This window comes from Streptomyces canarius (assembly GCF_014650735.1).
Lineage (GTDB): Bacteria > Actinomycetota > Actinomycetes > Streptomycetales > Streptomycetaceae > Streptomyces > Streptomyces olivaceoviridis.
On sequence record NZ_BMVN01000094.1, the window covers coordinates 1 to 14,992 of the forward strand.

The 14,992-nt window shown below is 69.4% G+C and carries 9 protein-coding genes and 2 pseudogenes; 7 read left to right on the forward strand and 4 right to left on the reverse strand.

What is annotated here, in order from left to right:
* A pseudogene (locus IE294_RS44405) lies at positions 1–218 on the forward strand (IS630 family transposase); the annotation flags it as partial.
* 115 nt (positions 219–333) lie between these two features.
* Here the strand turns inward: IE294_RS44405 and IE294_RS44410 are convergent.
* Positions 334–4,074, reverse strand: coding sequence for a S8 family serine peptidase (locus tag IE294_RS44410; protein WP_229918094.1), 3,741 nt, complete (start codon positions 4,072–4,074; stop codon positions 334–336).
* A gap of 223 nt (positions 4,075–4,297) precedes the next feature.
* On the opposite strand from IE294_RS44410, the gene IE294_RS44415 reads away from it, so the two are divergent.
* The 4 genes and pseudogenes from IE294_RS44415 (at position 4,298) to IE294_RS44430 (ending at position 8,693) form a co-directional block, all read left to right on the forward strand.
* The gene (locus IE294_RS44415; protein ID WP_229918096.1) at positions 4,298–5,287 is read left to right on the forward strand and encodes a helix-turn-helix domain-containing protein; all 990 of its coding nucleotides are present in this window, start codon (positions 4,298–4,300) and stop codon (positions 5,285–5,287) included.
* Between the two features lie 455 nt (positions 5,288–5,742).
* Positions 5,743–6,672 (forward strand): annotated as a pseudogene (locus IE294_RS44420) (aminotransferase-like domain-containing protein); the annotation flags it as partial.
* Between the two features lie 313 nt (positions 6,673–6,985).
* The gene (locus tag IE294_RS44425) at positions 6,986–7,444 is read left to right on the forward strand and encodes a nuclear transport factor 2 family protein (protein WP_189895026.1); all 459 of its coding nucleotides are present in this window, start codon (positions 6,986–6,988) and stop codon (positions 7,442–7,444) included.
* A gap of 19 nt (positions 7,445–7,463) precedes the next feature.
* Positions 7,464–8,693 (forward strand): epoxide hydrolase family protein, encoded by a 1,230-nt coding sequence (locus tag IE294_RS44430; protein WP_189895027.1) that lies wholly within the window; start codon positions 7,464–7,466, stop codon positions 8,691–8,693.
* A 660-nt stretch (positions 8,694–9,353) separates the two neighbouring features.
* On the opposite strand, the gene IE294_RS44435 is transcribed toward IE294_RS44430, so the two are convergent.
* The 3 genes from IE294_RS44435 to IE294_RS44445 all read right to left on the reverse strand — a co-directional run bounded on the left by IE294_RS44435 (position 9,354) and on the right by IE294_RS44445 (position 12,155).
* Complete coding sequence (locus IE294_RS44435; RefSeq protein WP_189895028.1) at positions 9,354–9,842, reverse strand: hypothetical protein; 489 nt, start codon at positions 9,840–9,842, stop codon at positions 9,354–9,356.
* 316 nt (positions 9,843–10,158) lie between these two features.
* Complete coding sequence (locus tag IE294_RS44440; protein ID WP_189895029.1) at positions 10,159–11,109, reverse strand: ornithine cyclodeaminase family protein; 951 nt, start codon at positions 11,107–11,109, stop codon at positions 10,159–10,161.
* On the reverse strand, positions 11,106–12,155 hold the full coding sequence (locus IE294_RS44445; protein ID WP_189895030.1) for a proline racemase family protein: 1,050 nt from the start codon (positions 12,153–12,155) through the stop codon (positions 11,106–11,108). Before IE294_RS44445 ends, IE294_RS44440 begins: the two co-directional genes overlap by 4 nt.
* Positions 12,156–12,318: 163 nt before the next feature.
* On the opposite strand from IE294_RS44445, the gene IE294_RS44450 reads away from it, so the two are divergent.
* Both IE294_RS44450 and IE294_RS49240 read left to right on the forward strand, forming a co-directional pair.
* Positions 12,319–14,643, forward strand: a complete 2,325-nt coding sequence (locus IE294_RS44450; protein ID WP_189895031.1) for a M9 family metallopeptidase — start codon at positions 12,319–12,321, stop codon at positions 14,641–14,643.
* 200 nt (positions 14,644–14,843) lie between these two features.
* Positions 14,844–14,975, forward strand: coding sequence for a hypothetical protein (locus IE294_RS49240; RefSeq protein ID WP_268252867.1), 132 nt, complete (start codon positions 14,844–14,846; stop codon positions 14,973–14,975).
* Positions 14,976–14,992: the final 17 nt, after the last annotated feature.

Genomic DNA, 14,992 nt, shown 5'->3' on the forward strand with positions numbered 1-14,992 from the left:
AGCATTGGCCCTACGCCCCCGACCTCAACCCGGTCGAAGGCATCTGGTCCGTCCTGCGACGCAACAGCCAGGCCAACACCGCCTTCACCGACCCAGACCACCTGATGCGCATCCTCCGGCATGGCCTCCGCCAGATCCAGTACCGCAGCAACCTCATCGACGGATGCCTCGCCGAAACCGGCCTCACCCTGACGACACCACGCCAACAAGCTCAGTAACGCCCACGCCGGACGGACCGCGCCGTCCGGGGCCGCCCGGCGGCGGACGGTCCGTCCGTGGTCGTGCTACCACGGACGGACCGGCCTTTACTCGCGTGCGAGCCGCGGGGTGGCGTCAGCGCAGGCCGAACGCCCGGATCACGGTCTGGTGCACCGCGTTGCCCGCCGAGTCCTCGGCGCTCGCCCTGAGCGACACGAAGGACGCCTTCTTCGGCGCGTCCAGGCGGAACCGTCCGTCATGGTCACCGGTGGCCCTGTGCCATGTCGTGCCGCCGTCGTAGGACAGCTCCAGGGTGACCGCGCCGACCCGGCCGGCGCCGGCGGCGCCCGGCAGCTGTGCGGCGGTGGCGGACAGGGTGTCGTGCCTCCAGGCCCGCCCGGCCGGGTCGGTGGCGACCGCGTAGTCGATCTGCACCAGCGGCAGGACCGTGTCGGAGCCGTCCGACGCCGCCTTCGAGGTGAAGTCCCACTCGGTGCGGGTGCTGGAGGAGTACGGGGTGAAGGGAACGTCGCGCTTGCCCGTGACCACCAGCTGGTACGGCAGCTTCCCGGCGCTGGGTGCGTCGCCCGAGACGTTCGTGAAGGTTCCGGTGCCGAGTTCCTTGGTGCCCTGGTAGAGGGTCTGGCGCTGCTCCGCTGCGCTGTCGATCTGGTTCATGCCGACGTGGTCGCGGCTGCCCCAGGCTGGGATGTCGATGTACAGGTGGTCGCCCTTGCGCGTGGGAAGACTGTAGACGTCGTTCAGGTAGGGCCGTTCGATCGGCTTGAACCATTCCTCGGACTGCCTGCTGCCCGCCCGGTAGGCGGTCTTGGCCCCGGCTTCGAAGACCATGCCGTCCGCGTAAGCGCTCTGGCTCCAGCTGTTGAACCCTCCGGTGGAGACCCAGTCGGTGCGCTTGCCGCGCACCGGCTCCGGCATCAGCTCGCCGATGGCCCAGTTGTTGTAGGCGGGCCAGTCGAAGCGGAACTCGCCGCCGGTCTTCCCCGGAGCCGGGCTGTCGAAGGTCTCGTCGACCCGGGCGAGGTTCCTGGAACTGCCCGGCACCACCATGCGGTCGGGGATCTCGTTGTGCCAGGTCCGGCTGAGGTCGTAGACGTACGGGCTCACGGGTGCGGAGTCGACCGTGACGGAGGCGTCGCGGGCCCGGGCCTGCTGGACGAGCTTCTCGCCCTCGTCGGTGCTGAGCAGGCCCACGTCGAGCGGGACGGGTGTCGAGCCGAACGGCGCGTTGTAGCGGCGGAAGCCGCGGCCGTCCACGTTGTTCACGACCAGCATGAGTTCGGCGCCCGCGGCTGTTGCGGCGGCCGCCTGGTCGATGTCGGTGACGTCGTCGTTGCGGCGTACCACCACGGCCTTGCCGTGCGCGTCGAGGTGCGCGTAGTCGCTGCTCGCGCCCTGGCCGGCGAAGACCAGGGGGAGCTTGGCACTGCCCTTGGGCAGGGGGGTGACTCCGTCCTGGCGCAGCACATCGGTGAAGTCGGTGGTGCGGGTGGAGACGGCCAGCGCGGGCTTCTCCTTGCGCCAGCGGGCCGCCAGGTAGAAGTCGCCGTGGGTGACCTTGTGGGTGGTCGGCTGGGCCCACAGGCTGTCGTAGTTGGTCTGGGTCTCCATGTAGTCCCGCCAGATCTGGCCGCCCATCATGCGGGTGTAGTCCAGTCGCTGGTAGGTCGTCTCGGTCCGCTGAGGGGCCGTCATGTCGATGCGGTCGATCCTGGACGCGTCAAGGGTGACGGTGGTGTCGCGGTCCATGGTGACTTCGGGGTCGCCCAGCAGGGCCATGCCCCACGAGTGGGGGCCGTGGACGCCCTGCACCGTCTTGAAGGAGAGCACCGAGTACACGTCCTTGGGCAGGTACATCTGCCCTGTGCCGGAGGCGTCGATCTCGACGAACGCCGGGGAGTCGTCACCGGACCTGAGCAGTTCGACCACGCCGGACATGGGCCGGCCGTGGGCGTCCTTGAACGTCATGGTCAGTTTGTGCATGACGTCCCCGAGGGAGACGGCGGTGTGCGCCGCGACCTTCCCGGCCGCGCTTCTCGCGACGACCTGGCCGGTGTACCGGCCGTCGGCGGGGGCGGCCGAGCCGTCGATGGTCACGGTGACACCGGCGCTGCCGTGCGCGGGCACGACCACCTGGGGGGCGGAGAGGCGGAACACGCCGGCCGGGGCGTGTGCGGCTTCGACGGTCAGCGCGAGGGTGACCGGCGTGTCGGTGGTGTTGGTGTAGGTCACCGGGCGCCGCACGCCGCCGGCGGGAGTCTGCGGGACCTGCGCGGCGTACGCGGTCGCCGTGGCGAAGACACCGGCGTGCGCGGCCGCGGCGAGGTCGAGGCGGCCGCTGCCCGCCTGGAAGGCGTCGTACTGCGGGGTCTGCCGGGAACTGCTGGTCAGCAGGTCCTTCAGCTGGCTTCCGTTAAGGTCCGGATGAGCGGCGGCCATCAGCGCGGCGGCGCCCGTCACGTGGGGCGTGGCCATGGAGGTGCCGCTCATGGTCTGGTAGGCGCCCGCGTCGTTGCCGTCGAACCGGGAGTTGGCCGCCAGGATGCCGACGCCGGGCGCGGTGATCTCCGGCTTCAGGGCGCCGTCCACGCGGGGGCCCTGGCTGGAGAAGTCGGCCACGGAGTCGCCGGAGTCGACGGCGCCCACGGTCAGCGCGGTGCTCGCCGCGCCCGGTGCGCCGATGGTGCCGGGTGCGCCCGCGTTGCCGGCCGCGACGACGAACAGCGCGCCCGTCTCGGCGCTGAGCTTGTCGACGGCCTGGCTGAGGGGGTCGGTTCCGTCGGACGCCTGCGCGTCGCCCAGACTCATGTTGATGACCTTGGCGTGCTGGTCGACCGCGGCCCATTCCATGCCGGCCAGGATCCAGGAGGTCTGTCCGGAGCCGGTGTCGTCCAGCACCTTGGCGATGTCGAGGCGCGCGCCGGGGGCGACGCCCTTCTCCCTGCCGTCGGAGGCCGCGCCGGTGCCGGCGATGATGGACGCGACATGCGTGCCGTGGCCGAAGTGGTCGTCGGTGTTCTCACCCGGTACGAAACTCTGCCGGCTCGCGACGCGGTCCACGAGGTCGGGGTGTCCCGCGTCGATGCCGGTGTCGAGGACCGCCACGTCCACGCCTTGTCCGGTGTTGCCCTCCGCCCAGACCTGAGGCGCGCCGATCTGCTTGGTGCTGTCGGCGAGGTCGGCGTGGACGAGGCCGTCCAGCCAGATGTGCGCGATCCCGTCGGCGAAGGCGGGTGCGGCGGCCTGCCTTCGGGCTCGGTCGGTCGTCGCCGTCCCGGCCACGGACTTCCAGAAGTCCGCGGCGCGCGAGCGGTCCGCGGTGAGGGCGGCGCCGCGTATGCCGTCGAGGGTGCGGACCCGGGTCGCCCCGGCGGGCAGAGCAGCGGCCTTGAGGCGTGTGCCGGCGGAGTGCGTGTAGGAGACGATGAGCGGCAACTGGTCGCGGTGCGCGTCGTCGTACCCGTCGGCGATCATGTCCGTGATGTTGAACAGCTGCCGGTCCAGGGTGCCCTCGGCGACGAAGGGCAGTACGGACTCGGGGAACACGTAGAGGTCGTCGCCCGACGTCAGGATGCGGGTCTGAACGGGGCGCCCGTCGGCACCGCGGACGCTGACGGTGCCTCCGGCCTCGCCGTCGGTGCCGGGGCTCCGCCGGGTGGTGACCACGTCACCGGTGATCAGTGTGACGGAGTGGTCGCCCGCGGGCACCCGGTCGGACGCGGATGCGGTGGACGCGGCGTCGAGACGGGCTGCTGAGGACGCCGAGGCAGTCGCGTCGTAGGGGCCCGCCAGCGCGAGTACCAGAGCGCCGGCCGCAACCGGCACGCTCCAGCGTCTGCGGTGGTGTGCTTTCACAAGGTCTCTCCCGGCTCTGCGGTCGGGCAGAGCACGGTCGTCCTCTGCCGTCCACGTTGCGCCAGCTGACGGCTCGTCGGCATCGAGGGCCTCGGATCCCTTCCACAGGCGGCGTGAACGTTCAGAGTGAAGGCTTGTGAAGGAGAGATGTCTAGATCAGACTCGTGTCGTAGATCGCCAGTTGGCGATTCGCGTCACGCGCATCCCGACGGACCGTCGGGCGATGATCACGGGAGGGCGGCCGGTGCTGAGCACGCTGGGGATCAGCGAGTTCGACGAAAGGGTTTACCGGGTCTGTCTGACCAGGTCGGGCCGGACGGCCACCGAGATCGCCGAGATCCTGGGCACCACGCCCAGCCGGATCCGGCGCACGATCTCCCGGTTGGTGGAGCTGGGCATGCTGCGGAAGGAAGGGCACGGCCAGTACCGTCCGGTCAGCCCGCACACCGCGTTGAGCGCGCTGCTCGCCAGACGCCGGGCCGAGAGCGAGGCGGCGTTCACCGCGGTGTGGGGCGCCGTCGAGGACCTGGCGGACGAGTACCGCGCCCGCCGGCTCCGGGAGGATCCGACCGGATTGGTGGAGGTGATCACGGGCGAGGCGGAGATCACGTTGCGCGTCGCCGAACTGATGCAGTCGGTTCGCACTCACTTCTGGGTGCTCGATCGTCCTCCCTATCTCGGCCATTACAGCACCGAGTTGGAGGAGGCCCTGACGATGGACCTGCTGGGCCGTGGCGTCGACATCCGGTCCGTCTACACCCCGGAGGCGCTGGCGCAGCCCGGCCGTTTCGAGCTGATCACCCACCTTGCCCGGATCGGCGAGCAGGCCCGCATCCTGCCGGCCCTGCCGTTCAGACTGCGCATCATGGACCGACGCGTCGCGCTGGTCGCGCTGGTCCCGGGCCGTTACGACATGATCGCCGTGGTCCACAGGTCGGGACTGCTCGATGCGCTCCTGGAGTTGTTCGACTCCTACTGGCAGCGTGCGCAGTCCGTCGTCGCCACCGACCCGGCGACGGCCGACGGGCCGAGCGCTCAGGACCTCCTGCTGCTGAAGATGATGCAGGCGGGGTACAAGGACCAGGCGATCGCCCGGCAGCTGGGGACGAGCGCGCGCACCGTGACCCGCCGGATCGCGGCGATCGCCTCCGGGCTCGGCCTCGACACCCGCTTTCAGGTGGGGGCCGAGGCCGCGAAGAGAGGCTGGATCTAAAGGGTGTTGCACAAGGCCGTGAACTGGGCATCTCCACTGTACGGGTGGGTGTTGCGGGCCGAGCGGGTGTGGGCGGAGACGTGCACCGGGCAGCGGGTGGATCAGTTCGGCCCGGTTACTGAAAGCGGAGTCGCCTCCTGACACCAGGCCGGGGACGGAGTCGGGCAGCTGCGCGCGCCTCCCAAGACGCCGCCGAGCGGCTGTGGATCGTGGTGCCCTGCCTGCTGATCGTGGGGTCCCGACGAAGTCGGCGAAGGCGTCGATCCCACCCCCGGTCTGGTGCCAGATCTCCTGTCCTGTGCCGGTGTAGTGGGCATCCACGTTGCTCAGATCTTCTCGAACTGGTGCGAGCGGAAGGCACCGCGCTCCTTGGTGATGCGCTGCGCTTCCAGCTCGACGAGTTGGCGGCTTCGCCCGTGCCGACCTGAAACACCTGCGCGACGTTCCCCTGGGTGCCACCGCCGGGCGTGATCGCCTTCAACAGCGGCTACCTGCACTCCTCGCTGCAGCCTGAACAAGTCCTCGGCGCGGCCGTCGCCCGCGCAGCCCGTCGGCCAGGCACCTGGGAGCGGCCCCCGCTGGAGGGGCTGACACCTCTACGCGCCTGGTTCGCCCGCGAAGCGGGCGGTGGCCTCACGCCGGCGCACGTACTGATCACATCGGGCGGCCAGGCTGCGCTGACCACCGTCCTGCGGGCCCTCACCCCGCCGGGCTCCCCGGTACTCGTCGAATCGCCGACCTACCCCGGCGCACTGTCCGTCGCCCGTGCTGCCGGGCTGCGCCCGGTGCCGGTTCCCATGGACGACGACGGCGTGCGGCTCGACCTCCTGGAGGACGCCTTCACCGCCACCGGCGCCCGGGTCGTCGTACACATCAGCTCGCTGACCAAGCCCACCTCGCCCACCCTGCGAGTCGGCGCGCTCATCGCGCAAGGCCCGGTGATGGAGCGCCTGCGCGCCATCCAGGTCGTCGACAACTTCTTCGTACCGCGCCTACTCCAGGAAGCCGCCCTGGACCTGCTCGGCGCCCCCGCGTGGCCCCGCCATCTACGCACCCTCGCCGCCAGTCTCCGAGATCGCCGCGACGCCATGCTCGCCGCGCTGCAGCGCGACCTGCCCCACCTCGCGTCCGCCGTTCGCGCCCCGGCCGGCGGCTACTACCTGTGGCTCCGCCTGCCCGGCGGCACCGACGAGACAGCACTCGTCGGTGCCTGCCTGCGCTCCGGCGTCGCGATTTCTCCCGGTCGCCCGTATTTCGCCTCCGAGGCGATGGCGCCGCACATCCGGCTCAGCTACTCCGACATCGCTGGAACCGACGAGATCACCGATGGCATCCGCCGCATCGCCGCTGCCTGCGCCGAGACTGGGGTCAGGGACGGAGCCTGACCGGAAGCCGAGACCGGAGTTGCCGGCGGATCCTGCTGGGAAAGGGCAAGCGATGTCACGCAGCGACAAGCCGGCGATACGCCGGCGCGCATGATGCAGGGGCAGCACCCGCCTGACAGCAGGCATCGTCCTGCCAGGCTCAGGCGCGGCGCCGGCCGCAGGGGCGTCCGCGACGAGGTCGTCGACGGTGCCGGGCCCGCCCGTGGCGTGCCCCGGCGGGGCACTGTTTCTGAACTCGCCGGTCCAATTTTTTCGGAGCAGCATGGGTGCTCCGGGCAGTCGCCGACGACGTGAACGAACGGAAGCGTCACTCATGGATGAGATCGAACGTCTGAGCACCATCGAGGAGTTGCGCCGGCTGATGGCGCGCTACGTGTACAACGCGGATCACCAGCGGTGGGACGAACTCGCCGCCCTGTTCACACCCGAGGGCACCTTCACGCCGCACAACGGCGACGGAACCGTCGTACGGCACATGCGCGGAAGGCAGGAGATCGCCTCCTCGATCCCCGCGAGCGTGGGACCTGAGGCCGTCCTCGTCCACCACCTGTTCTCCGACGAGATCGACATCGAGTCCGCGGTCTCGGCCCGCGGCGTCTGGGCGATGGAAGACCTGATCAAACGGCCCGCACGCACCGACGACAACGGCAATGCCCAGTTCACCGAGATGCACGGATTCGGGCACTACCGCGCCCGGTTCACCAGGGCGGACGGTGAGTGGAAGATCGCCGAACTGGTGCTGACGCGTCTGCGCATGGACCTCACCTACTGAACCCGAAAGAAGCAGCTCTGTGAGCAGTACCGCATCCCGCCCATCCCTCGACCGCTTCACCATCGACGTCGACCAGGAGGTCCTGGACGACCTGCGGGCCCGCCTGAAGGCCACCCGCTTCGCATCCGACCCCGAGAACGACGACGAGATCTACGGCCTGAGCACGGCCGTCCTCCGGCCGCTCGTGGAGTACTGGGCTGACGGCTTCGACTGGCGCGCGATGGAGGCCCGACTCAATACCCTCAACCAGCACCGCCTGGACGTCGGAGGCACACCGGTGCACTTCGTCCACGAGCGCGGCAAGGGACCGGCACCGATCCCGCTGCTCCTGATGCACGGCTGGCCCTGGACCTACCACCACTGGCACAAGGTCATCGGTCCGCTCACCGACCCGGCCGCCCACGGCGGTGACCCCGCCGACGCCTTCGACGTGGTGATCCCCTCGCTACCCGGCTTCGGCTTCTCCACGCCGCTGACCAACCCCCGGGAGAACTACGCCAGTATGGCGGACCGCTTCCAGACACTGATGACCGAGGTGCTCGGCTACGACCGATACGGCGTCGGCGCCGCCGACTACGGCGCCCTCGTGGGGGCCCGGCTCGGCCACAAGTACGCCGACTCGCTCTACGGCATCCACCTGGGCAACGAGATGCCGCCCGCGATGTTCCAGGGCGACCGCTTCTGGGACCTGTCGGGCGGCCAGCCGGCCCCGGACACGCCCGAACCGGACCGGTCCCGCCTCATCCGCCGCAACAACGCGTACGTCTCACACGTCACGGCGCACCTGCTCGACGGGCAGACCCTCACCCACGGGCTCAACGACTCCCCGGCCGGCCTGCTGGCCTGGGTCCTCAAGCGGTGGCGGACCTGGAGCGACCGCAACGCCGACTTCGAGGCGCAGTGGCCGGCCGACGACATCCTCACCTTCGCCACGATCTTCTGGGTCAACCAGGCGATCGGCTCCTCGATCCGCGCCTACCGCAACGCCAACCTGTATCCGCCCGAGCCGGTCCACGACGAGACCCCGTACGTCCGGGCGCCGGCCGGCTTCACGTTCCTCCTGGGCGACTCCTCACCCGGAGCGGAGACCCCCGGGGAGCGCATCGCCCTCTTCGAGGCGGGCGGCGGGCAATTCTACGCCGACATACGTGACGTGAACGTCCATGAGAAGGGCGGCCACTTCGGCCCGTACGAGAATCCCGAGGCCTGGATCCAGGACCTCCGCGCGACCTACCGCAAACTGCGCTGACCACCTCGGCCGTCCGCCGTCACAGCCAGTGAGCGGTCGGTGGGCCCGGCGCCGGGGGGCGGGGCAGCCGCCCTGGCCTCGACGGGCCCGCCCAAGCTGCCCGAGCCGGCCGATGACCGGTTCGCCGATCTCGGGAAGGAGCTGTCTGGAGGCCCGGCCGTGCATCGCTGGAAGGCTCAGCCAATGATTGAGCCCGTCGAGGCACTCGCTGCCGCGGCGCCGTATGCGGACAGCGGCTGAATGAGCGGCAGGCCAGGAAGGAGACGTTGCCGAAGGCGACTGGCCCTCGATGAGAAGCCGACCACCAAACCCAGGGGTTGGACACCGTGGCCGTGCAACTCGGCGTGCAACTGGTCGCGGAACCCACGGCCGTCCACCGCATCCCCGTCGAGGGAGCCGACGGCACCGCGTACGCCCCGATACCCGTCGGGAGTCAAGACCAACTCATCGCCCCCTGGACGCGAACCCGGGTCACGCTCGATGAGCGCCTGCAAGACCGTGGAGAGCTGCCGTAACCGGATGGAGCGCCTGCGAGCAGGATCAGCCCTTGCCGTGACCTGATCACCGGTCTACGACGCACCGAGTGGCGAGTTCATCGGTGCGTTGGAACTGCACACCGACGGCGAGGTCGAGCGCTACCACGTCCCGCTGGACGAGATCTTATCGATCACGCACGCGCACACCACTGGACTCCACGAGCCCGTTCCCGGTCCACCTGAGTGGGCAAATCGCGTCCAGGGCGGTTCGAAGCTCCGGGTTCATACCCAGGCCGCACTGGTGCAGGTAGAAGCGCTTCACACACGAGGCCGCGACTTGAAGCGCCGACGATCCGTACGGGCGCTTCGGCGGCGTCCGCCACGGCTCGCCGAACGGCATCTCCACCCTTGCCCCGACCGCCCCCATGTACCGAAGCAGGTCACGCAGTGACACGGCCCCGGTCGTCAGTTTCTCGCGCACCCGCCAGCGCAGGTGATCGACGAGGTAGTACGCGTAGGTCTTCTGCGTACCCCGCCCCTCGTATGTGCGCAGGAAGCTGTCGGCCTCCTCGTGTACGGACCCGTCCGGCCTGACGATCGTGTACGACCAGCCACCGCCCGCCCGTCGCATCTGCTGAACCCGCAGGTCCCCCAGGACCATTCCGCTTCGCATGCGGCTCCCTCCTCCACGTCCCGTACGCAGCGGAGGCAACTCGAACGATCAGTAAATAGACACGGGACGCTGCTGAAAGACACCGCGACGAGCGACACGGCCCCTCGAGACCTCACCGCTCCGGACAGTATCGGCACCGCCGGAGCCGCCTCGGCCCACCCTTGCGTGAAGCACTCCGCCAGCGTTGACGCAACCGCGCGGTCGTGGCTCGCGCCGTCGCGCGGCTGCCTGTCGTCTCGCACCACCGTATGCTCAATCCGTCGGGAACGCCTTGCGGGGCGACGGTACCATTTCACATGTCATGGGAACGGGGGTGTCACTCCGCCCGTGCTCCCTGCCGATGTGCCTGTGCCTGCTGGTACGCCGCGACGGCGACCACCAGGTCCTCCCATCCCATCCCGGTGGTCTTGACGACCGTGGGACGGTCGCCGGGCAGGGCGGCCTCAGAGGTGAGCAGGTCGGCCATCGTCACCAGCGTGCGCGGGTCGAGGCGCCCCTCCGCCACCGCCATGACGACGTCGCCGGCCTCGCGCAGCGCGCTCGCCCGGCTTTCGACGACGACTGTGGCGCGTTCCATGAGCGTTCCGTCGAGTTCGCGCACGGTCGGCTCGTGGGAGCCGACGGCCAGTACGAGCGCCGTGTCGCGGACGAGACGCCCGTCGAGGACCGGCTCGCGGGCCGAGGTCGCGGCGACTACGATGTCCGCGGCACGGACGCGATCGGCGACAGCCGCGCTGTCCGCGGCCAGGTGGCGGTCCGCCCAGACCGTCGTCGCGCTGCCGCGGCGGGTGACCGCCGTGACGTGGGCGACCCGCGCATGCGCCCGGATCGTCCGGACGTGCCACTCGGCCTGCGGGCCCGCGCCGAAGACTACGAGCCGGAGCCCGTCCGCGGCGCTCGACGCGAGCTCGTGCAGCCGGTCGAGGCAGGCGGCGACCGAGACCGCCGGGGTGCGCAGCGTCGTCAGCGCGACGCCGTCGAGGATCGCGGCCGGCGTCAGGGTCCGGCTGTCGTGCAGGAGATACGTCGCGTTGATGCGGTTCAGGCCGAGGGCGGCGTTGCCCGGCGCGACGGTCGCGACCTTCACCCCGAACCAGCCGCTGGACTCGGACGGCATGAGCAGCGCCTGCCCGTTGACCACCGGTGTGATGACCCGCGGCATGTCGCCGTCCGGGTCGAGGCCCGTGGCCAGCGCGTCGTGGATGGCCCGGACGGTGGCGACCGGCCCCAGGGCGAAGACCCGCTCCGCGTCGAGGAACTGGGTCATCGCAGCACGAACCCGGGCAGGAGCGCGTCGCGCGGGTCGACGACGAACCGGCACGTGCCGACCGCGTGCGCGGTGCCCGTCACCGCCGTGACGACCGCAGGGATCCCGTGGACCGCGGTCTGCCCGGTGACCCGGGCGTGGAACACCGAGCCCACCACGGACTCGTGCCGCAACTCGTCGCCCGGGCGCATCTGTCCGGCATCGGCCAGGACCGCGATCCTGGCCGATGTGCCGGAACCGCACGGTGACCGGTCGACCTGGCCGTCCGCGAACACCGTTGCGTTCCGCTGCCGCACCAGCCGGCTGCCGTCGGCCCGCAGTTCGGTGGGCCCGGTCTCCTCGGTGAGTATCGTCCCGTAGATTCCGGACAGTCGCGGGTCGAGAGGGTGCTCGGCGGCGCGGGCGGCGTTGAGCGCGTCGCGGATCTCCCGCCCGACGGCGGTGAGTTCGGTGACGTCCTGCGGCCGGACGCGAAGCCCGACGGACGCGGCCGGCACCACCGCGTACATCGCGCCGCCGAACGCGATGTCGACGGTGACCTTCCCGAGGGAGGTCCGTACGTCGACGCCGTGCGCGTGGACATAGGCGGGCACGTTGGTGAACGTGGCGTCCTGGACCTGGCCGTTCCTGGTCCGCACGCTCGCCGTGACGCGCCCGGAGGGGACATCGATCACGACGTCGGTCAGGCCGTCGGCAGGTGCCGGGACCCGGCCCGAGGCGACGCCCCAGGTGCCCAGGGCGATCGTTCCGTGCCCGCACGCCGTGGAGAAACCGTCGTTGTGCCAGAAGAGGACACCGAGGTGGGCGTCGGCGTCGTCGGGCGGAACCAGGAATCCGCCGTACATGCCCGCGTGGCCGCGCGGCTCGCGGCACAGCAGCGCCCGCACCCACCGCACATCCTCACTTCGCTTCGCGACGACCCTGCGCTCGGCAACCGTCAGTCCCTCACCCGTCACCTCAGCCGGGCCGTCCACAACGATCCGGAACGGTTCGCCGCCGGTGTGCCAGTCGATCGTCTCGATCGGCTGTGTCCTCGTCATCCGCATCTCCCTTCCAGGTAGGCGTCGGTGCCCTGTGCGTCGGTGTTATGGGGCAACCGGCAACAGTGCTGGGTCCCGGAGCATTGCCCAGCCTTCGGGTGAGTGCAATGTTACATACCACTGCCCGCCTCGTCGGGCGGCTTCCCCTTCGCCCCCCACTGGAGATGCGATGCACCGTCGATCAATCCTGCCCAGAATTCTGACCGCCGTTCTGGCGGCCGGAGGGCTCGTTGCCGGCCTGACGAGTGCTCAGGCCGCCGCGGCGACCAGCAACACGAGGTATGCCTCACCACTGGCCGCGTCGGCAACCGCCGCGGCCGTGCAGACCGCCGAACAGCACGGGAAAGCCACGCCGACCGGAGCCGAGACAGGTCAGCCCCAAGCCGCCGCCACCAGAGCCAAGCCGTTGCCCGCGAAACTGCGCGGGGAGCCGGCCGCCCTGGGTTCGGCCAAGCCGCCCAAGCCGCACCTGTCAGCACCCGCGGCTCTCCATGCGGCCGGAGCCCCCCAGCCTGCCGCCGTCACGTCGTGCACCACGTCGGACTTCTCGGGCCGGTCCGGCAGCGACCTGGTGTCGTACATCAAGACGGTGGACTGGAGTGCCTGCATCAACCCGCTGTTCAGCCTGACCGGCTCGGACGCGCACGCCGTGTTCAACCAGTCCCAGATGCTCGCGGTGGCGAACGGCATCGCCAGCGCGGCGGGTTCCTACACCGGTGACGACTCCGGCGGCCTGTACGAGCTGATGTACTTCATGCGCGCCGGTTACTACGTGCAGTACGGAGACCCCCAGGACGTCGGCACGTACGACTCCACGCTCCGCACCGCCATCGAGAACGGGTTCAACGCGCTGTTCGCCAGCAGCCATGCGAACGACATCAGTGCGGGCAACGGCGCCGTGCTGGAACAGGCGTTCGTCCTCACCGACAGCGCGCAGGTGCAGGCCGACTACCTCGACGTCTACGGCCGGTACCTCAACGCCTACACCAGCAGTTCGTGGGACGCCGTCCCGGAGATGGATCGGGCGCTGAACGCGATCTACACCCCGCTGTGGCGCGGCCCGTGGCTGTCGGACTTCGTCACCGCGATCACCGCGGATTCCCGTATCGCCGACACGCTCTACAACTTCACCCTCAACCACCGCGACCTGCTCGGCGGGAACAACGACGTCCTCGACTCGAACGCAGGGAACGACCTGGCCAACTTCATCCAGATACCGGCCCTGCAGAGCAAGATTCGCCCCCTCATCAAGGGCCTGCTGGACGGCTCGTCCATCACCGGTGCCACGAAGAACCTGTGGGTGCACGTCGCCTACCGGGCCAGTACCGGGGACCTGGGCCAGTGCTCCTACTACGGCGTCTGCGACCTGACGAAGCAGCTCACCGCGGCTGCGCTGCCGATCAACTACGCATGCAGCAACTTCACCATCATGGCGCAGGCACTGACAGCGACGGAGCAGTCCGACGTCTGCACGAGCCTGTCGAACGAGGTCGCGTTCTACCAGAACCAGGTCAAGACCACCACGCCGATCCCCGGTGAGCACTTCAACCTGAAGATGGTCATCTTCGGGAGCAGGGCCGACTACGTGACCTACTCGTGGGCGATCTTCGGCAACGACACCAACAACGGCGGCGAGACGCTCACCGGCACGCCGACCGACCCGAACAACATCGCCTACTCCATTCTCTACCAGTGGCCGACCGACAATGGCTTCACGGCCAACGCCTGGAACCTCAACCATGAGTTCGCGCACGTCCAACAGTCCATCTACGACATGAAGGGCGACTTCGGCACCCAGATCACCGTCCCGGACGTCTGGTGGATCGAGGGCCAGGCGGAGTACGTCTCCTACTCCTACCGCAACCTCACCGACGACGGCGCGCTGACCGAGGCGGCCAAGCACACCTACAAGCTCAGCCAGCTCTTCCAGAACACCTACGCCATCGACGACCAAACGCGCACCTACCCGTGGGGTTACCTGGCCGTCCGGTACATGACCGAGAAGCACCCGGACCAGATCCAGGCCATGCTGGCCAAGATGCGGACGGGGGACTACCAGGGTGCCTACGCCGTCTACAACAACATCGGCACCAGCTACGACGCCGACTTCGATGCCTGGCTCGACACCCTGGGCGGTGGCAGCGGCAACGGAGGCGGTTCGGCCACGGCCTGCACCGACACCAACCCACAGGCGATGGGTCAGAACTGCTTCCGATCGGACCAGTCCCGGGTTGCCGGTGACACCGACTACCTGTGGATCTGGCTGCCGGCCGGCACCACCACTTTGAAGGTCACCACCAGCGGCGGCAGCGGCAATGCCGACCTCTACTACGACCCGACGACATGGGCCGGACCGTCCACCTTCACCGAGAAGTCCACCAACTCGGGCAACACCGAGAGCATCACGGTCAGCAACACCGAGGCGGGCTACCGGTACATCAGCCTGTACGCGGTGACCGACTTCAGCGGGGTCACCGTCACCACGTCGTTCTGATCCTCCCCGGAACGACACCAACTGAATGACCAGAGGGCCGTGGCCCGGTCGATCCGGAGTCGACCGGGCCACGGCCCTACATGATCGATTCCAAGGTCAGTGGACGTCCTGAGCGAACGCCCTCACCGAATTCTGCAGCCGATCCCTTGGACCGATCGCTCTCTTGATCTCAACTGTGCTTGAGGTTGCACCATGGCCCAATGACCAGGGAATCCACGGCGTACGCCGCAGACGTCGAAGCCGTCAAGCAGGTCGTTGCCACCGTCGAGCACTCCCAGCAGCACAAGGGTCTGATGCAGGTTCGGGTGACAGGTGCGGTCACGCGGCCTTGAGGGCCGGCGTGGTCATG

Excerpts from the sequence above, each read along its gene's own strand:
- IE294_RS44415 (WP_229918096.1), top strand. The coding sequence starts at position 4,298 with ATGATCACGGGAGGGCGGCCGGTGCTGAGCACGCTGGGGATCAGCGAG.
- IE294_RS44425 (WP_189895026.1), top strand. The coding sequence starts at position 6,986 with ATGGATGAGATCGAACGTCTGAGCACCATCGAGGAGTTGCGCCGGCTG.
- IE294_RS44435 (WP_189895028.1), bottom strand. The coding sequence starts at position 9,842 with ATGCGAAGCGGAATGGTCCTGGGGGACCTGCGGGTTCAGCAGATGCGA.
- IE294_RS44440 (WP_189895029.1), bottom strand. The coding sequence starts at position 11,109 with ATGACCCAGTTCCTCGACGCGGAGCGGGTCTTCGCCCTGGGGCCGGTC.
- IE294_RS44445 (WP_189895030.1), bottom strand. The coding sequence starts at position 12,155 with ATGCGGATGACGAGGACACAGCCGATCGAGACGATCGACTGGCACACC.
- IE294_RS44450 (WP_189895031.1), top strand. The coding sequence starts at position 12,319 with ATGCACCGTCGATCAATCCTGCCCAGAATTCTGACCGCCGTTCTGGCG.
- IE294_RS49240 (WP_268252867.1), top strand. The coding sequence starts at position 14,844 with ATGACCAGGGAATCCACGGCGTACGCCGCAGACGTCGAAGCCGTCAAG.